Genomic DNA, 18331 nt, shown 5'->3' with positions numbered 1-18331 from the left:
AAAAACATGGCCAACATTATCCCATTCAAAGCTGTAAGACCAACACGAGACAAAGTGAGCTTGGTGGCGGCACGTTCCTATCAAAGTTATACTTTGGAACAACGTGAATCGCGGTTAAGGGATAATCCGTTTTCGTTTTTGCACATTGTCAATCCTGGTTATAAATATGACAAACAAATTTCTGGGGACGCACGTTATCATCTCGTTAGAAATAGATATTTAGAATTTAAAGAAGATGCCATCTTTGTTCAGGATGATAAACCTTGTTATTATGTCTATCAAATTACCGATAGAGATCAGCAAGTCTTTAATGGTATTATTGCCGCTGCAAGTGCTGAAGATTATGAAAAAGACATCATTAAGAAACACGAAGATACCATCGAATATAAGGAAGTCATCTTTAAAGATTATTTAAAAACCGTAGGTTTTAATGCTGAACCAGTGCTCCTGACCTACCCCGATAATGAAATCATCGCAAAAATTATTGAACAGGTTCAAAAAGATCGCGCTGAGTTTGAATTTACAACAACCTATAGAGACACTCATTTGTTGTGGAAAGTTGAAAATGATGAGCAATTGAAAAAAATTGAGCATGAGTTTCAACAGATGGAAACTATTTATATTGCCGATGGGCATCACCGATCGGCATCTTCTTACTTGCTTTATAAAGATTTAAAAGCGAATAATCAAGAGCATAATGGACACGAATCCTATAACTTTTTCATGAGTTATCTCATTCCTGAGTCCGATTTGCGAATCCATGAGTTCAACCGTGTTATTAAAGATTTGAACGGTTTGACCAAAGAAGAATTTTTAATCCAATTAGATATGGTCTATCGGATTGAAAACAGAGGACAAACCCCATACAAGCCAATAAAAACGCATCAATATAGTATGTATTTGGACGGTGACTTTTATTCGCTTCACCTACGAAAAACAGGTTATGAGATAGAGACATCTTTAGACAGCTTGGATACACAAATTTTGTATAAAACTATTTTAGAACCTATTTTAGGGATTCATGATTTAAGAAATGATGAAAGAATCGGCTATATAAATGGTAAAAAAGACATCATTTCTATGAAAAGCGCGATAGATGAAGGCAATTATAGGGTTGGATTTGGGATGGTTCCTGTCTCCATTGAAGAGATGAAAACAATTGCTGATGATGGGCTTAAAATGCCTCCAAAGAGCACCTTCATTGAGCCTAAACTGAGGAGTGGGGTTACTATTTATGAATTTTAAAACATAACTTATTTGTTGTTCAATAGATTACTATAACAACAAATATAAAAAATCAATTATAATGAATATACAAGAAAATCTTAATCATATAAAATCGACATTGCCAGAACACGTTACTTTGGTAGCGGTTACAAAAACAAAATCTGTTGATGAAATCATGGAAGCCTACAATGCCGGACACCGCATTTTTGGAGAAAACAAAATCCAGGAGATGGTTGAAAAAGAAGTGCAAATGCCAAAAGATATTGAATGGCATATGATAGGAAATGTCCAAAGAAACAAGGTGAAACATATGGCTCATTTTGTTAGTCTTATCCATGGGGTCGATAGTCTTAGATTATTACGAGAGATTGACAAGCAGGCGAAAATAAACGAGAGGACCATCAATTGTTTACTTCAGATAAAGATTGCTGAAGAAGATTCCAAATTTGGAATGAGCTCAAAAGAGGCTCAAGAAATTCTGCAATCCTCAGAAATTTCAGAACTTAAGAATGTTTGTATTGTTGGAGTTATGGGAATGGCTACATTTACCGACGATCAAAAACAAATCGAACAAGAGTTCAAGAAACTGAAGTCTACTTTTGATGAACTCAAAGCACTGAACATTGAAAACTGCAAACTTCAAACGATAAGCATGGGCATGAGTGGCGATTATGAAATGGCAATTGACTGCGGAAGTACAATGATTAGAGTTGGAAGCCGTATTTTTGGCGAACGAAATTATTAGTTTTCAGTCACAGAAAACTTAACAACACACCTTAATAACACGAATTATTTACGCAATATTAGACATAGAGACCACTGGGGGCAAATTCAATGAAGAAGGAATCACTGAAATAGCCATCTACAAATTTGATGGGCATACCGTCGTTGATCAATTCATCAGTCTCGTCAATCCAGAACGTGAAATTCAGCCTTTTGTAGTCAACTTAACCGGCATTAACAGCAACATGCTGCGTACAGCTCCCAAATTTTATGAGGTTGCAAAACGCATTGTAGAAATTACTGAAGATTGCATTATCGTTGCACATAACGCCGAATTTGATTACCGTATTTTACGCACAGAGTTTAGCCGATTGGGCTTTGAATTCAAGCGTAGAACTTTGTGCACCGTCGAATTGGCCCAAGAAATTATGCCAGAACAGGAATCTTATAGCTTGGGTAAACTCACAAGAGCTCTTGGTATTCCCGTAGCTGATAGACATCGTGCTTCAGGAGATGCCCTTGCCACAGTAAAACTGTTTAAAATGTTACTGGCTAAAGATCTCAATAAGCATATTATCCAAGATGCAGTTAAAGCAGAGCCCAAATATCAAATGGCGACAAATCTCAAATCGATTATTAATGGTTTACCATCTTCCACTGGTGTCTTTTATTTTCATGATACTTACGGTAAAATCATTTATATAGGCAAAAGCAAGAATATCAGAAATAGGGTCAATCAACATTTTACAAGTACCAATCCCAAATCTAAAAAAATGCAAAAACAAGTAGCTGCGGTCACCTATGAAGCTACCGGTAATGAATTAGTGGCTTTACTCAAGGAAAGTGCTGAAATAAAACTGAACAAACCCTCTTTCAATAGAGCTATGAGAAGATCCACTTTTACCCATGCACTTTACAGTTTTATAGATGAAAATGGATATATCAACTTAAAAATAGACAGTATAGATGGTCGTAAAACTGCGATTACTACCTTCTCAAATTACCAAAGTGGCAAACAATTTATGTTTAAGGCTATTGAGAATTATAAGCTTTGTCCAAAATTGGTTGGCTTGGACACTGCCAAAACCAGCTGTTTTAAATATCACATTAATGAATGTAAAGGCGCTTGTATAAAAGAAGAAAGTCCCACCGACTACAATCTTCGAATTCAAGAACTCATAGCCAAAAACAGTTATAAAAATAAAGACCTTCTAATTATCGACAAAGGAAGGGCACTTGAAGAACGCAGTGTATTGCTCATAGAAGATGGTACTTTTAAAGGCTTGGGCTACTACGATCTCAACTTTCAAATTACCAATAAAAAAGTTTTGGAATCTATTATTACACCAATGGAAGACAACAAGGATACCCAGCATATCATTCAAAGTTATCTTAGAAAAAACAAGCAGATCAAGATAGTTGAACTTAATAAATGAGCTGTGAATGACAAGTTGGCACTTCACGTAAATTCATTAGTTGCATTGAATAAAAAACAACCAATCTTTTAGTACTTTTGAACTTATGTACGATAAACATCCCAATACCAGTTGGAAAGCCAAGCTTCATAGAATTATTTATGAAGCCGATACCCCACAAGGGAAGCTATTTGATGTCATTCTTCTTATCGCCATTATTACAAGTATTGTTTTTGTCATGCTTGAGAGTATTAAAAGTTTTGATGCTCGCTATCACAACTTCTTGAATATTGCTGAATGGGTCATTACTATTGTTTTTACTATTGAATATGTTTTAAGGATCATCTCTGTAAAAAAGCCATTTAAATACATCTTTAGCTTCTATGGCATTGTTGATTTTTTATCCACAATTCCAAAATACATCTCTTTAATATTTTTTGGTACACAAGTGTTTATTGCCCTTCGTGCGCTTCGACTTTTAAGGGTTTTCCGAATATTAAAACTGGCCAGATATCTTGGAGCCTCCAATATGTTGGCAAATTCATTAAAGGCAAGTAGAGCAAAAATTTTGGTGTTTTTATTTGCAGTTTTTATTGTAAGCATCATTTTTGGAACCTTAATGTACCTTGTTGAAGGAGAAGCCAGTGGTTTTACAAGTATTCCTGTAAGCGTTTATTGGTGTATTGTAACCTTGACCACGGTTGGATTTGGTGATATTACTCCAGTGACACCTTTAGGACAATTTATAGCCTCCTTTATTATGATTTTGGGTTATGGTATTATTGCTGTACCTACAGGAATAGTTTCTGCCGAGTATGTCTATCAGAATAGAGATAGGCTTTCAGGAACTCCAACCCATCCGGCTATTGATTTAAATACAGAAGCATGTCCCAACTGTTCTATAGAACGCCATAAGGACAACGCTAAATACTGTTATAATTGTGGGCATTCATTGAGTGATTATTCATAGTTATCCCATATAATAAATACAAATTTGCCTTGAATCAAAATTATCTCATAAGTATTGTTGGACCAACAGCGATTGGCAAAACGGCCTTAAGCATCGCCATTGCCCAACATTTTAAGACTGAGATCATATCTGCAGATTCAAGACAGTTTTATAAAGAAATGCAAATTGGTACTGCTGCTCCTACAAAAGAAGAACTCAGTGCAGCCACACATCATTTCATCCATCACAAATCGGTTTTAGAAGATTATAATGTTGGTGCTTTTGAAAAAGATGCACTTCAAACTTTAGATAAACTTTTTAGGAATCACAACGTCATAGTTATGGTTGGTGGGTCAGGGCTTTATATTGATGCCATTACAAGAGGAATGGATGATTTCCCAAAGGTAGATCCTTCAATCAGAAAGACGCTCAATGAAACACTTGCCAGTGACGGTTTGGAGCATTTGCAAAGCCAGCTTAAAGCTTTAGATCCACAAGCATTTGAGACCATGGCTATAGAAAACCCGCATCGGGTGATAAGAGCTTTGGAAATATGTATTGGAAGTGGTAAGCCCTACTCCTCTTTTTTAAATAAACCTAAGGTCAAAAGAAATTTTAAGACCATAACTATAGGCTTGACAGCCGAAAGAGCTACTATTTATGAGCGCATCAATACACGGGTGGATAATATGATGGACGTAGGTTTACTGGAGGAAGTAAAATCACTTCAGCATCTACAACACTTAAATGCACTGAATACAGTGGGATACAGCGAATTGTTTAAGTTCTTCAATGGTGAATGGTCTCTTGACTTTGCAATATCTGAAATCAAGAAAAACTCAAGAAGATATGCCAAAAGACAGATCACCTGGTTCAGAAAAAAAGAAGATATCATTTGGTTTGATTATTTGACACCCGTACATCAGGTCCTTGAATACATTGAAAACGTCATGCGTTAACAATCTCATAATCAATACTGAAAATTTAAAAAAGTTAAAATAAAAAATTAAAAGCCCTATTTATCAATTAATTAATTCTACCTTTGCGGCTTAAATAACATTAATAATTATTATGAATAAAGGTACCGTAAAATTCTTCAATGACGCCAAAGGTTTTGGTTTCATCACTGAAGACGACAACAACAAAGAACATTTTGTACACATTTCTGGATTGATCGACGAAGTTCGTGAAGGTGATGCTGTAGAATTTGATTTAACAGAAGGAAAAAAAGGTTTGAACGCTGTAAACGTAAGAGTTATATAATTATCGTTTCAATTTTTTAAAACAAAAGCCCATCTTAACGACGGGCTTTTTTGTATTTAATAGGTAACGTAATTCAAGAATTAGTCATTCTGATTGACTACCAATCTAAATCCTTCACCATGAATGTTTAAAATTTCAACGGTATCATCAGGTCTTAAATATTTTCTCAATTTGGCAATATAGACGTCCATACTTCTTGATGTAAAATAGTTGTCATCTCTCCATATTTTAGTCAATGCCAATTCACGTGGCATTAAATCATTTTCATGTAAAGCCAATAAGCGCAACAGTTCATTCTCTTTCGGAGATAGTTTAACTGAAGGTTCATCTTTAAACTTCAAGAATCTCAACTTAGAATTCAAATCAAAATTTCCGATCTTAAATTCAAATTGCTTGCTGTCTGCAACGGTATCAGTTGCCTTACGTTGTATAATGGCCTTAATCTTCATCAATAGGACTTCACTATCAAATGGCTTGTTCAAATAGTCATCTGCACCTACTTTATAACCTTTAAGCACGTCTTCCTTCATTGCTTTTGCTGTGAGGAAAATAATCGGCACATCGGTGTTTTTCTCTCTAATTTCCTTGGCTAGGGTAAATCCATCCTTGTAGGGCATCATCACATCCAAAATACAAAGGTCAAAATCGTCCTTTTTAAATTTCTCAAAGCCTTCCATTCCATTTTTAGCATGAACAACGTCATAATCGTTCATGTTAAGGTAATCTTTCAGGACGGTTCCAAAATTTGGATCGTCTTCTACTAATAAAATCTTTTTGTTCTGTTCTTCCATAATCTATGATATTAATGGTAGTTTAATTATAAAAGTGCTACCTTTTCCTTTTTCACTTTCAACCGATACATGTCCATGGTGGTCTTCAACCATTCGTTTTACATAGGCTAAACCTAAACCATGACCTTTAACGTTGTGCACATTTCCTGTGTGCTCTCTATAAAACTTTTCAAATACTTTCTTTTGAACCTGTTTTGTCATTCCATTACCGTGATCGGCAATCTTTAATATAATACTATTTCCTACATTTTCTGTAGTGACATCAATTCTTGGAGCGTCGTCAGAATACTTGATGGCATTGTCAAGAATATTCACCAAAACATTAGTTAAGTGGGTATCATTTGCCAATACTGAAGATTTTTCAGCGTTCAAATGAGTTTTAACATAACCCTGTCTATCTTCTACTATCAATTCAACATGCATAACGGCATCTTCAATTAAGTCGTGAAGCTTCACTCTATCCTTACTAATATTAAGCTCGTTTCTTTCCAGTTTAGATATTCGCAACACGTTTTCAACCTGAGCATGCATGCGTTTGTTTTCATCCTTTATCATCTTCAAATAACGCGCTGTCTTTTCCTTATCATTAATCATTTTAGGATTTCTCATCGCATCCAAAGCCAAATTAATAGTGGCGATGGGTGTTTTGAACTCGTGGGTCATATTGTTTATGAAATCCGTTTTAATCTGTGATATCTGCCGCTGCCTTATAATTTGATAGATAGCGTTTGTATACGCTAAGATAATGATGATTGTAAACACTATGGACAACACCGTCATGGTTATAATTGATGACCATAAAAACTTTTGACGTTCTGGAAAATTAACATACAAATTGAAATTGCTTTCATTGTTATTATCCAAAAACATCGGGATACCATAAGTGTTTGACGGATCTAATTCAAAATTATCAGATTGCACTTTCGTAGCCAAATCCTTATCATAAATCGCAAATTCGAAATCAATCTCAATACCATTTTCATTAAATTGATTGGTCAAAAAAGTAGAGATATCTGCAGCAGATGCCCTTTTGTAAATCGGGTAGTTTTTAAATAAATCCCGATAGGCCGTTTCAAATATTTTTTTTCCGAGATCATCCATTTCATTATACTGCATCACCGTTCTTTCCGGAGTGATATGGACTTTATTATCTAAAGTACTCTCTTTAAATACTCTGATTTCCTTTTGATTGGTAACGCGACTAATGTTCAAACTGTCTAAACCTCCAATGTCAAAGAACAACGATGGCACTTTAAAACTCTCTTCAAGTATTCCGTTTTGATATATCGTAGTTTCATTGGAAATATCATCATAGCTATACAAGAGAATTCCTTTAATATTAGTAGTATCAGGATTTTTGCCACTACTTAACATTTCCTGAAACTTATTTCTATACAGCTTAAACTCCCTATCTTCTATAAGATTACGAACATTACTCAAAGAACGTTTGACGTTCAGTGTAAACTGCTTCTTTTCGTTAGTTAGGCTGTTATCAATAAAATATATTTGTACGAAAATTATTCCTATGAGCGATAAACTCATCAGAACAACCAACAAAATGAATAGCTTTTTGCCCATCAGTCAAATTTAACATTTTAACATTTAGAAGTAACTTGCTTTAACCTTACCTTAACAAAATAAAAAGACTATTTTTTGTCAATAGTTTTCAGCAATTGTTGATGAATTTTCAGCACTTGGACCTTAGTTTGCTCCAAATCATGATTAATAATCACAAAATCTGATTGTTTTGCTTTTTCATCATCGGAGAGTTGGTTATTGACAATGGCCAACACCTTGGCTTCAGTCGTGTTGTCTCTATTGATGACTCGTGCAATACGTTGGTCCAAATCTGCCACCACGGTTATAATAAGATCGTATTGTGAGGCCATATTATTCTCAAAAATAATGGCGGCTTCCTTTAATACATAAACGGCGGTTTGCTTTTCTTTCCAACGCAGAAAATCGGCACCAACTTTTGGATGTACAATGGCATTCATTTGTTTCAGAAGATTGGCGTTTTCGAAAATCTTAGAAGCCAAGAAAGGACGGTTCAATTCGTTGTCCTTATACGCTTCCTCTCCAAACAAGTGAATGAGTTTTCTTCTGATTATTTTAGAGGTATTCATCAACACTTTAGCTCTGTCATCCGCAATGTACAAAGGTACACCCAACTCCTGAAACATTTTCGCCACAGTGGTTTTACCGCTCCCAATCCCTCCTGTTAATCCTACAATTTTCATAAGCTATTGTGTCAAAATAAATTCAACTTTATGCTGCTTTAATCGCGCACTTTTAACAATGTCAGGCACTTTCACCAGTTTAGGAATCAAAAATGATTTTTCTGTATTATCAATATCCCTATAATTGCATTCCACCCTAAAATCAGAAGGTCGCACCAGTTTGTAATTGTTAAGGCTAACATTATAGGCTACTGGAATCGTTTTTGGAAAGTAATTAATATTAGTATCGGCCGGCAGATTGATTATCGTTACGGCCACATTAAACGTGCCTTCGGTAAACTTCTCTACGTGTCCTTTGATTGTTACACTCTTATTGGACATTTTTATATGTTTAAAAGCCTCCTCCATTTCAATATCCAATGATTTTTCAATATTAGAATTGATGTTTTTCAATTCTGTTTTTTTTGTGGTGACGTAATCTATTCCAGAAATCAATTTTTCTGAACCGATGATCCTAATAGAATCTGGAATTACTTTAAGTTTAGAGGACATATCATAACCAGAACTATATTCTATAGAAACATCTGTTCTAACCGGGACTTTTTTTATGGCCAATGTTTGGTAAGGAAAACGTAGGGTATCTGGTTGGATAGAAATAATATCAACAGAATTTTTAAAGGTTGAACTGATTACAGGAGCATTCTGCTGTGCATTCCAGATATAGGTTTTGTTTTTCAGAACCACGTCGGTTTCAAAATCAATTTGCAATTTCGGTTTGTAAAAATAATATTTGAGCAAGTTAAATCCATAGGCATTGACGGCGACATTCACTTTTTTGGTGCTGTCAATATCAACATGGTGCTGTTCTGGCACATTTTTATAGACGATTTCAAAAGATATGGTTTCAGTATAGCTCTTTGAAAGCTTGGTCAATGCCAAAAACAAAAATGAAAGCAAAAAGAACATACTGAAAACTTTTAGTTTCCCGCTCTTTAATGATTTAGAAAGTTTCGATTTTAGCTTATTGAACATGTTTGAAAAATAATTTTGGGAATTTTTTCTCAGGATTCTGTTTTAAAAACTTGATGGCAAGTGTCGATTTGATAAACCCGTAACCATAACCAAAAAACTGAACACCTATGGCGATGACAGCAAGAAAAGCAATGATTAAATTTCCTGATCCGATCAAGGCCATTAAAAATGCCACTAAGAAATAAATCATATAAATGTACAACAACCATTTTACCTGAAACAAAAACAGTATAATACTTAACACAAAACCCATAGAAAACAGGGTGGGCAGCCAATAAACAATTCGTTCAGATTGGGGATGCCAAAAGTTTAAAATGGGTCTTACCATTCCAAATTTATGGACTTGTTGATAAAATTTTGTCCAAGAAATCCGTCGTTTATGGTACACGTAAGCTTCTTTTATCAGTTTACTCTTAAAACCTAAATTGAGGAGACGCAATGAAAGATCTGGGTCTTCACCTGGATGAATGGTACCAAATCCACCGGAGGCTTCAAAAGCTTTTTTTGACAATCCCATATTAAAACTTCTGGGCTGAAAATTCTCCGAGTCCTTCCCTCCTCTTATTCCACCTGTTGTAATAAAGGAAGTCATGGCAAAGTTGATTGCCTTCTGAAGGTTTGAAAAAGATGCATGCGCCGCATCTGGGCCGCCAAAACAGTCTGTATAATGGTCAGCTAAACTTTTGCTGACTACTTGCAAATAATTTTCTGGCAACAACACATCAGAATCCAGAATGATGAAATAATTTCCCTTGGCACGAGCCATCCCATAATTTCTAGAATCCCCAGGACCCGAATTTTCCTTAAAATAATAGGAGATGTTTAATTGTTGGCCAAATTGCTCGATAACCTTTTCAGATGAAATTGACGAACCATCTTCAATAATACAGATGGAATAGTCGAAATTACCTTCAAGCTTCGTAAAGCTTTCCAAAAGCTCCCGAACCTCCTCTGGTCGGTTATAAACAGGTATTATAAATGAAAGATGCAATGGCTTCATAAAGAACAAAGGTAACGAATCAAAATACAAAAGCCACCGATTGGTGGCCTTTGAAACTATGGATAAAGTTATTTATTTTTTAAAAAAACTATTCTCTAATGAATGCCTCCATAACTTCGTTACTCACGCCCATATTACTAAATCCTCCATCATTAAAGAGGTTTTGAAGCGTCACGCGTTTAGTAAGGTCACTAAATAAAGTCACCGTATAATTAGCGCAATCCAATGCGGTGGCATTTCCTAAAGGTGACATTTTATCGGCATAGGCAATAAAGCCATCAAAGCCTTTAACCCCTTGACCAGCGGTTGTAGGTGTAGGCGATTGTGAAATGGTATTGACCCTTACTTTTTTATCCTTTCCGAAGAAATAACCAAAACTACGGGCAATACTTTCCAAATAAGCTTTGTTATCAGCCATGTCATTATAATCAGGAAACACGCGCTGTGCAGCCATATACGTTAAAGCAACAATACTTCCCCATTCATTCATGGCATCTGCTTTGTAGAGCGTTTGCATCACTTTATGGAAAGACATTGCAGAAACATCTGTTCCTTTCTGGGTCCAATCATAATTTTGGTCCGTATAATGCTTGCCTTTTCTGACATTGATAGACATCCCGATGGAATGGAGTACAAAATCCAATTTTCCTCCTAAAATTTCTACAGATTTAGCAACTAGGTTTTCTAAATCCTCAATAGAAGTTGCATCCGCAGGAATGATCTGAGAACCTGTTTTTTTGGCCAATTCATCAATTTGTCCCATTCTCATTGCTATGGGCGCATTGGTCAATACAAATGTACCACCTTCTTCGTGAACGCGTTCTGCCGTTTTCCAAGCAATTGAATTTGCATCCAAAGCTCCAAAAATAATTCCTCGTTTTCCTTTTAATAAGTTGTATGCCATGTTTTTATTTGTTTTTTGTTTTAGTGCTACTCCATTTAAAACTCAAAGTTAATAAAACTTTGAACTTATTGCTTCGTTTTAATTTCAAAATCTAATGATCAAAGAGCTTTCATCTCTAAGTATTCATAAAACCCAAGACTTTCCATAGAACTTCAAGAGGCTTTTTCAGAAGACAGTTCTAAAAGCTTCCAGAAAGAAAAATGATTCTAATTCAGCAACTGTTTTGCATGCTCTATTGCAGAACTGGACATATTGACTCCACCTAACATTTGCGCTATCTCAACAATACGCTCATCCTGATTCAAACGTTTTAATTGTGTTTGGGTCACGTCATCCACATCTTTTTTAAAGACTTTAAAATGGGTGTCGCCCTTAGCGGCAATTTGCGGTAAATGTGTAATGGTAAACACCTGCATGGTCTTGCTCATTTGCTGCATAATAGCGGCCATTTTATTGGAAATTTCACCAGAAACACCTGTATCAATCTCATCAAACATAATGGTTGGCAGTTGTGTGTAATTGGTCAGGATGGATTTTATTGCCAACATAATGCGAGAAAGCTCTCCTCCGGATGCTGCTTTTTTAAGTTCATTGAATTGACCACCTTTATTGGCGGAAAACAAGAACTTCAAATCATCTTTGCCGTTATTTAAAAAGGTATCGGATGGCATCAATTCTACGTTAAATCGTGCATTTGGCATTCCTAAGATTGCTAAAAGTGTTTCCAATTGTTTGGTCAATCCTGGAATTGATTTTGTTCTGTTTTTACTGATTTTTAAAGCAAGAACATTGAGTTCTTTTTCAATAATGGCTAATTCCGTTTCTTTTTGAGCAATAACACTATCTAAATTTTCTGTAATCGAAACTTTCTCACTCAATTCTTCCCTTATCTGAATCAATTCAGCAATATCAGAGGCAGTGTGCTTTTGCATCAAGTTATATAAGACTTGTAGTTTTAGGTTAACGGCATTCAATCGGTTTGGATCGGCTTCCAACGATTCCTGAAGATCTTCTATAACAGCGAACACATCATCTAGTTCTATCAAACTGCTCGTGATCCTTTCAAAAACCGATTTATAATTTGCGGAAAAATCAGCCAATTTAGACAGTTGGTTTTTGGCTTCTGTCAAATGCAACATCACACCTATTTCTTGACTGCTAAACAATTCATGGGACGTAGCAAGTCGTTCACTTATTTCTTCAATATTATTAAGCGTTTCGTATTCTTCCTCAAGTGATTCCATTTCGCCATCAATCAAGTTGGCTTCTTTTAATTCCTTTAAAAGAAATAAATTATAATCGAGTTCTTTAGCGGCTTCAATTTTTTGGTTCTGAAGTTTCTTAAATTCTGATTTCAGCGATTTAAATTTGTTTAATTGAAGCGTATAGTCCTGAAGTAAATTGATGTTTTCCGCCAAGGCATCAATAACCTGAAACTGGAAATCATCATTTGTTAATTGTAGGGTTTGGTGCTGCGAATGAATATCCAAAAGTCGTTCGCCCAAGGCTTGCAAACTATCCAAATTGACTGGCGTGTCATTTATAAATGCTCTCGATTTTCCAGAAGGTAGAATTTCTCTTCGGATAATGGTTTGAGGCTCATAATCCAAATCTTCTTCTTTAAAAAGTCCTTTTAGATTATAATTGGCAATGTCAAAAGTGGCCTCAATGATGCACTTTTCTGAAGGGTTTTTTACGCTGCTCAGGTCGGCTCTTTTACCAAGAATAAGAGAGAGTCCTCCCAACAAAATGGATTTCCCAGCACCTGTTTCTCCTGTAATGATCGTCAATCCATTACTAAAGTTAACCTGTAGGCTATCGATTAATGCATAATTCTTTATGGAAAGTGTGGTGAGCATTTTTTTGGATATATGGTATAAGTTTCAAGATTTAAAATTTAAACATGGTGCTTCAAGCTCCGTGCTTCAAACTTCAAACTTATTTTTTAAAAATTAATCTCACGCCATTTGGAGGCATAGGTAGGCGCAACCCTGTTAAGAATATCTTTGATTTCTGTGATATTCATTTTGGGACCATCACTAAAGACATCTAGGATTTCATCAGATTTTGCGTCAAAGAAAACGCGCATTAAAAAGGAATTCGGCCTTCTGTTGTTCATGGTTCTCAAATCTTCAAAAACCTTTGCAATAGCTTCCTTGCCCTGTTTCTCGTTATTTGCCATAACATCTAAGCCATCTCGGTGGTAGTGGTACATGACGGTTCTAAACTCTTTGAATGTTTGAGACAGGATGTTGTCTATTAAAACAAAACGTGATTGTTGTCCATCTTCCAACTTCCACCCCTTAAAATTACCTTGCTGGGAATAATTGGTGATGGTCTGTGCTTGTTGGAAATAAGGATCGCCGCTATCCAACTCAAAAGTGTCTGCGTCCAATCCTAAAATCATGAACACATGATAGGCTAAAACAGAGACCAAATTGGATTCAAATTGGTTAGGGTTATAAACTAAATTCTCAAACTCAAGATATCTAAAGGTGAAGTGTTTGTCATTAAAATTATATACAGGTGTGCTGTATGTGGAATTAAACACAGGTCTTGAAGACTGCACCTGAATGGTAGCTTGAAACACATCACTATTATAGTTACTGACATTAATAACCATGCTGCAATCAATGCGTTCCTGAGGCTTGTAACTTTTATTGGTCCATTGCGTGTTATTAACGAATTCGTTAAGCTGTCGCTCTAAGGTCTTAAAAACTTGTACATTTTCTTGACCAGTTTGTTGCGCATTCACCACCAAATTACAATTCAGCTCTTGAGAAAACCCTACCGTAGTAGTAAAGGATATAAGAAATATGAGAATATATTTACGCATGGATCTGTTTTATAATTTGGTTCATTAAATCGACGGCCACTTCTTCTTTTGACTTTAAATCATGCTGTATGATGTCTTGTCTTTCAGTTATAAAAGTAACTTTATTAGTCGAACCTCCAAAACCAGCACCTTTGTCTTTTAACGAATTTAATACAATTAAATTTAAATTCTTCGCTTTTAATTTTCCTTTTGCATTTTCCAATTCGTTGTTGGTTTCCAATGCAAAACCTACCAAAAATTGGTTTTTCTTAATCTTTCCAAGAGAGGCCAAAATATCTTTTGTTTTCTCAAGTTCAATAGTCAATGTGGTGTCCTTCTTTTTTATTTTAGTGTCTGAAACATTTTTTGGTTTATAATCGGCAACTGCAGCCGAAAGAATGGCAATATCCACGGTGTCAAAATAAGTGTGGACGGCGTCATACATTTGTGATGCGCTTACAACATTGATCACTTTTATAAGGCCATTTGATACTGTTTGATGTGTTGGTCCAGAAATTAAAATGACCTCAGCACCAAGATTGGCCGCTGCATTGGCAATTTCAAAACCCATTTTTCCGCTGGAATGATTCCCTATAAAACGTACAGGATCAATTGCCTCATAGGTTGGTCCTGCTGTAATAACAATTTTCTTTCCATATAATGGCAACTGACCTAAGACATCTTTCTCAATAAAAGTGACAATATCTTCTGGTTCTGCCATTCTACCCTCACCTACCAATCCACTTGCCAATTCACCACTTGTTGCAGGAATCATGATATTACCAAAGCCCTTCAAAATATTAAAAGAACTCAAAGTGCTTTGATGTTTGTACATATCCAAGTCCATTGCCGGGGCAAAATAAACAGGACATTTTGCTGAGAGATAAGTGGCCATCAACAAATTATCGCAAACACCATTGGCCATTTTTGCCATAGTATTTGCTGTTGCGGGCGCGATAATAAAAAGATCAGCCCATAACCCAAGCTCTACGTGATTGTTCCAAACAGCATTCTCCTGCATGTTGGTAGGCACAGTCTCATCGTCATTAAAAAATGAAGAATGAACAGGGTTTTTAGATAAGGTGGAAAGGGTTAAAGGTGTAATGAAGTCTTTAGAAGCAGGCGTCATCACGACCTTTACGTGAGCGCCTGCCTTTATAAATAACCTAACAAGGTTTGCTGTTTTATAAGCAGCAATACCAGCAGTAATGCCTACAAGTATGTTTTTGCCGCTTAAAATTGACATATTAATTATGCTTCTTTGATATCGTCTTCAGTATTTCTGAAATAAATTTTATCATCTAACCATTCCTGAACTGCAAGTGCATGCGGCTTTGGCAATCTTTCATAAAACTTAGATACTTCAATTTGCTCTTTGTTTTCAAAGATTTCTTCAAGACTGTCATTATAGGTCGCAAATTCTTCAAGCTTATCAACAAGCTCTCTACGGATGTCCGTATTGATTTGTTCAGCTCTTCTTGAAATAACAGAAATAGCCTCGTAGATATTTCCTGTTGGCTCATCAATCTCATTACGGTCGTAAGTGATAGTACTTACAGGAGCATCAGTCTTTTTTAAATTCATCATTTCTATTTAATTAACTTTTTATACTATAGTGTTGAACTGCAGTTTGCAATTCGGTATTCATTTTTGCTGCCTCAGAGCCAAATTGAGACTCTGGATAGGCTTTGTAAAATGAATTGTAAAATTTAATAGCGGTATTTAAACGGTCTTCACGTTTATATTCCACACTATTGATACCTAATTTATAGGCCGAATTAAATCTGTAATACATCGCCTCTTCCCTAAGGGTCGTCCCTGGATAATCCAAAAGGAAATTATCAAAGGCTTTAATTGACGCTTCGTAATCTTCAGATTCAAAGTTCGCTATTTTGTTATAAAGCTTAGCTATTTCAAAAGCTTTACGTTCCAATTTATAATCCAACTCCTGAATCAACTTATTTGCTTGGGGCAGATACTCTGAATCTGGAAATTTATTGATAAAGATCTGGAGTTTTTCAATAGCTGTTACCGTTTCCTTTTGCTCCTTGCTGTATACTGGCGACAACATATAAAAACTTTTAGCACCTAAAAACAGTGCCTCTTCAGCTTTTTCGCTTTTCGGATACTGGCTTTCAAAACGTTCAAATTGATAGCCCGCCAAGTAGTAATCCTTCATCATATAAAATGAATTGGAATACATGTACATCAACTTTTCTGCTTGTGGCTTCCCTCTGTACTGCGGAGCAATCTGTGCAAACAATTTGTTGGCCTTGCTGTATTTACCAGCATCATAAAGTTCTGTACCCAATTTGAATTTTGTAGCAATGTCTTCAGATTTTAATGCCTTTTGATATTCGCTACAAGAAGACAGTACTAAAGTGAGCAATAAAGTATAACAAATGTTTTTCATCCAAGAATTGTTCTTCTTTGTATTGTTTAGTTGTAATGCCTGATTAAATATGGTCATAGATTAAGGTAATGTTTTAATGGCACTTCGACATTTTTAAACAGAATGCAAAAATACACATTTATAACGTATTATAAAATAAAAATTTCAAGCTAAAATAAGTGTTGAATTTAGGCTACGAAGACGTTTAAGTAATATTTAACGTTTATTTTTTATTTGAGAAGTGCCACAGTTTTTTTAATTTTATCTTTCAATCCTTCTGATGCTACAACTAACGGTAGTCTCACTGTATCTTGCGCCAAACCAAGGGCTTCAAAAACGGCCTTAATTCCTGCTGGATTGTTTTCTTCAAAAATTTGCCCGGTGACGTCCATTAGTTTAAAATGAAGTTTATAAGCCTCCTTAGCTTTGCCTTCCAGTCCAAGACGGATCATATTGGAAAAATCTTTAGGCAAGGCTTGCCCCAATACAGAAATAACTCCAGCTCCACCTGCCAAAACCACACCTAAAGCCAAATCATCATCCCCTGAAATGATTAAAAAATCGTCAGGTTTATTTTTTAGCAACAGTAAATATTGTGCAACATTGTTTCCTGCTTCCTTTATGGCAATGATATTCTCAAAATCATGGGCGAGCCTCAAAGTAGTGGCAGGCAACATATTTGATGACGTCCTTCCTGGCACATTATAAAGTATGATCGGTTTTGGAGACGCCTCTGAAATAGCTTTAAAATGTTGATATATCCCTTCTTGAGTCGGTTTTGTATAATAAGGAGAAACTGAAAGAATAGCATCTATTTCCGCCAGGTCCGTAGTTTTGATCTCTTCAATAATCTCAGCGGTATTATTACCTCCAATACCCAAAACCAATGGCAATCTACCATCATTTGCTTTCTTTATGGTAGCAATGACTTCCTTCTTCTCCTGTTTTGTTAGGGTCACACTTTCTGCAGTGGTTCCACAAATAACCAAATACTCTGTGCCGTTGTCAATATTGTAATTGACAATGTTTGCAAGAGCATTATGATCAATACTCAAATCAGTTTTGAACGGAGTGATCAGCGCCACACCTGTTCCAAGGAATTTTGTCATTATATTTTGTTTAATATGGTTAAATACTTTTTAAGTTCAATTTTAAACACCTCGAAATCCTTAATTCCGACGTCCAATATAAAATCAAACAAGCGATCATCAATGCCTGATAATCCTATTTTAAAATTGGCCTTAGAGAGTGCGGTGGCCATTTTCAATTCTAAAGCATCTGTTTTATAAAATCCTAAAAGGGCGTCAAATTCAGTATCTAAAAACGTTTTGAGCTCTGCGTGTTTTATGCTTCCTTTCCAGCCAAAATCCTTTTTACTGAAATAGTTACCCCACAAGCGCTCCGTTTTTTTCTCATCTTCAACAAAGACAACAATCTTGATTTTGGGCAATTGAAGGCCCAATTCCTGGAAAAAACTCTTAAAGACTTCAGCATCAGAAAATTCGGTTGCATCAATGATAACGCCAATAGATTCTATCTTTTTAGTGCTTATTGCAGCGTTTTTAGAACTTAACAGCTTGTTGAGGAATTTTTGATTGGATTTTACCTTAAATGCCTTTAAAATCATTTACTTTTGTTTT

General features: G+C 35.6%; 19 protein-coding genes. 6 read left to right on the top strand and 13 right to left on the bottom strand.

The features are described from left to right. Positions 1-6: 6 nt before the first annotated feature. The 6 genes from ESZ48_RS08400 to ESZ48_RS08375 all read left to right on the top strand — a co-directional run bounded on the left by ESZ48_RS08400 (position 7) and on the right by ESZ48_RS08375 (position 5577). Entirely contained in the window at positions 7-1245 is a 1239-nt protein-coding gene (locus ESZ48_RS08400; RefSeq protein ID WP_129016878.1) for a DUF1015 domain-containing protein, read from the top strand. Between the two features lie 55 nt (positions 1246-1300). Continuing rightward, positions 1301-1972 carry a YggS family pyridoxal phosphate-dependent enzyme gene (locus ESZ48_RS08395; protein ID WP_262707970.1) on the top strand — a complete coding sequence of 224 codons (672 nt, stop codon included), beginning with the start codon at positions 1301-1303 and terminating at the stop codon, positions 1970-1972. 46 nt (positions 1973-2018) lie between these two features. After that, a complete protein-coding gene (locus ESZ48_RS08390) occupies positions 2019-3386 on the top strand; it encodes an exonuclease domain-containing protein (protein WP_129016876.1) in 1368 nt (455 codons plus the stop codon). Between the two features lie 85 nt (positions 3387-3471). Continuing rightward, positions 3472-4335: an ion transporter gene (locus ESZ48_RS08385; protein WP_129016875.1), complete on the top strand. Its 864-nt coding sequence runs from the start codon at positions 3472-3474 to the stop codon at positions 4333-4335. A gap of 29 nt (positions 4336-4364) precedes the next feature. Beyond that, complete coding sequence (gene miaA, locus ESZ48_RS08380; RefSeq protein ID WP_129016874.1) at positions 4365-5273, top strand: tRNA (adenosine(37)-N6)-dimethylallyltransferase MiaA; 909 nt, start codon at positions 4365-4367, stop codon at positions 5271-5273. 112 nt (positions 5274-5385) lie between these two features. Beyond that, positions 5386-5577 (top strand): cold-shock protein, encoded by a 192-nt coding sequence (locus ESZ48_RS08375; RefSeq protein WP_027126706.1) that lies wholly within the window; start codon positions 5386-5388, stop codon positions 5575-5577. An 80-nt stretch (positions 5578-5657) separates the two neighbouring features. On the opposite strand, the gene ESZ48_RS08370 is transcribed toward ESZ48_RS08375, so the two are convergent. From ESZ48_RS08370 to ESZ48_RS08310, 13 genes are all read right to left on the bottom strand, one after another. Further along, a complete protein-coding gene (locus tag ESZ48_RS08370) occupies positions 5658-6368 on the bottom strand; it encodes a response regulator transcription factor (RefSeq protein WP_129016873.1) in 711 nt (236 codons plus the stop codon). A gap of 3 nt (positions 6369-6371) precedes the next feature. Further along, positions 6372-7946, bottom strand: coding sequence for a sensor histidine kinase (locus ESZ48_RS08365; RefSeq protein ID WP_190246219.1), 1575 nt, complete (start codon positions 7944-7946; stop codon positions 6372-6374). A 68-nt stretch (positions 7947-8014) separates the two neighbouring features. Further along, positions 8015-8608: a dephospho-CoA kinase gene (gene coaE, locus ESZ48_RS08360; RefSeq protein WP_129016872.1), complete on the bottom strand. Its 594-nt coding sequence runs from the start codon at positions 8606-8608 to the stop codon at positions 8015-8017. Positions 8609-8611: 3 nt separating this feature from the next. Beyond that, positions 8612-9580, bottom strand: coding sequence for a YbbR-like domain-containing protein (locus tag ESZ48_RS08355; protein ID WP_129016871.1), 969 nt, complete (start codon positions 9578-9580; stop codon positions 8612-8614). Then, entirely contained in the window at positions 9570-10580 is a 1011-nt protein-coding gene (locus ESZ48_RS08350) for a glycosyltransferase (RefSeq protein ID WP_129016870.1), read from the bottom strand. Before ESZ48_RS08350 ends, ESZ48_RS08355 begins: the two co-directional genes overlap by 11 nt. A gap of 88 nt (positions 10581-10668) precedes the next feature. After that, complete coding sequence (locus tag ESZ48_RS08345; protein ID WP_129016869.1) at positions 10669-11484, bottom strand: enoyl-ACP reductase FabI; 816 nt, start codon at positions 11482-11484, stop codon at positions 10669-10671. Between the two features lie 206 nt (positions 11485-11690). Then, positions 11691-13343 carry a DNA repair protein RecN gene (gene recN, locus ESZ48_RS08340; protein WP_129016868.1) on the bottom strand — a complete coding sequence of 551 codons (1653 nt, stop codon included), beginning with the start codon at positions 13341-13343 and terminating at the stop codon, positions 11691-11693. Between the two features lie 86 nt (positions 13344-13429). Next, on the bottom strand, positions 13430-14320 hold the full coding sequence (porD, locus tag ESZ48_RS08335; RefSeq protein WP_129016867.1) for a type IX secretion system protein PorD: 891 nt from the start codon (positions 14318-14320) through the stop codon (positions 13430-13432). Next, positions 14313-15545 (bottom strand): bifunctional phosphopantothenoylcysteine decarboxylase/phosphopantothenate--cysteine ligase CoaBC, encoded by a 1233-nt coding sequence (gene coaBC / locus ESZ48_RS08330; protein WP_129016866.1) that lies wholly within the window; start codon positions 15543-15545, stop codon positions 14313-14315. Before coaBC ends, porD begins: the two co-directional genes overlap by 8 nt. A gap of 5 nt (positions 15546-15550) precedes the next feature. Next, entirely contained in the window at positions 15551-15883 is a 333-nt protein-coding gene (locus ESZ48_RS08325) for a DNA-directed RNA polymerase subunit omega (protein WP_190246221.1), read from the bottom strand. A gap of 13 nt (positions 15884-15896) precedes the next feature. Then, complete coding sequence (locus tag ESZ48_RS08320) at positions 15897-16712, bottom strand: outer membrane protein assembly factor BamD (protein ID WP_129016913.1); 816 nt, start codon at positions 16710-16712, stop codon at positions 15897-15899. Between the two features lie 209 nt (positions 16713-16921). Further along, positions 16922-17800: a 4-hydroxy-tetrahydrodipicolinate synthase gene (gene dapA / locus ESZ48_RS08315; protein WP_129016864.1), complete on the bottom strand. Its 879-nt coding sequence runs from the start codon at positions 17798-17800 to the stop codon at positions 16922-16924. Continuing rightward, the gene (locus tag ESZ48_RS08310) at positions 17800-18318 is read right to left on the bottom strand and encodes a DUF6913 domain-containing protein (RefSeq protein WP_129016863.1); all 519 of its coding nucleotides are present in this window, start codon (positions 18316-18318) and stop codon (positions 17800-17802) included. Before ESZ48_RS08310 ends, dapA begins: the two co-directional genes overlap by 1 nt. Positions 18319-18331 lie beyond the last annotated feature (13 nt).

This window comes from Gelidibacter gilvus (assembly GCF_004115975.1).
GTDB classification, from domain to species: Bacteria; Bacteroidota; Bacteroidia; order Flavobacteriales; family Flavobacteriaceae; genus Gelidibacter; species Gelidibacter gilvus.
The sequence above is the reverse complement of the archived record's forward strand: the minus strand, read 5'-3'. Positions and strand labels throughout refer to the sequence as shown.

Bases quoted from the DNA above. Each gene is read 5' to 3' on its own strand.
- ESZ48_RS08310 (WP_129016863.1), bottom strand. From the start codon at position 18,318: ATGATTTTAAAGGCATTTAAGGTAAAATCCAATCAAAAATTCCTCAAC.
- ESZ48_RS08385 (WP_129016875.1), top strand. From the start codon at position 3,472: ATGTACGATAAACATCCCAATACCAGTTGGAAAGCCAAGCTTCATAGA.
- recN (WP_129016868.1), bottom strand. From the start codon at position 13,343: ATGCTCACCACACTTTCCATAAAGAATTATGCATTAATCGATAGCCTA.
- ESZ48_RS08320 (WP_129016913.1), bottom strand. From the start codon at position 16,712: ATGAAAAACATTTGTTATACTTTATTGCTCACTTTAGTACTGTCTTCT.
- ESZ48_RS08375 (WP_027126706.1), top strand. From the start codon at position 5,386: ATGAATAAAGGTACCGTAAAATTCTTCAATGACGCCAAAGGTTTTGGT.
- ESZ48_RS08400 (WP_129016878.1), top strand. From the start codon at position 7: ATGGCCAACATTATCCCATTCAAAGCTGTAAGACCAACACGAGACAAA.
- coaBC (WP_129016866.1), bottom strand. From the start codon at position 15,545: ATGTCAATTTTAAGCGGCAAAAACATACTTGTAGGCATTACTGCTGGT.
- ESZ48_RS08345 (WP_129016869.1), bottom strand. From the start codon at position 11,484: ATGGCATACAACTTATTAAAAGGAAAACGAGGAATTATTTTTGGAGCT.
- ESZ48_RS08370 (WP_129016873.1), bottom strand. From the start codon at position 6,368: ATGGAAGAACAGAACAAAAAGATTTTATTAGTAGAAGACGATCCAAAT.
- coaE (WP_129016872.1), bottom strand. From the start codon at position 8,608: ATGAAAATTGTAGGATTAACAGGAGGGATTGGGAGCGGTAAAACCACT.
- dapA (WP_129016864.1), bottom strand. From the start codon at position 17,800: ATGACAAAATTCCTTGGAACAGGTGTGGCGCTGATCACTCCGTTCAAA.
- ESZ48_RS08325 (WP_190246221.1), bottom strand. From the start codon at position 15,883: ATGAATTTAAAAAAGACTGATGCTCCTGTAAGTACTATCACTTACGAC.
- ESZ48_RS08355 (WP_129016871.1), bottom strand. From the start codon at position 9,580: ATGTTCAATAAGCTAAAATCGAAACTTTCTAAATCATTAAAGAGCGGG.
- porD (WP_129016867.1), bottom strand. From the start codon at position 14,320: ATGCGTAAATATATTCTCATATTTCTTATATCCTTTACTACTACGGTA.
- ESZ48_RS08350 (WP_129016870.1), bottom strand. From the start codon at position 10,580: ATGAAGCCATTGCATCTTTCATTTATAATACCTGTTTATAACCGACCA.
- ESZ48_RS08365 (WP_190246219.1), bottom strand. From the start codon at position 7,946: ATGGGCAAAAAGCTATTCATTTTGTTGGTTGTTCTGATGAGTTTATCG.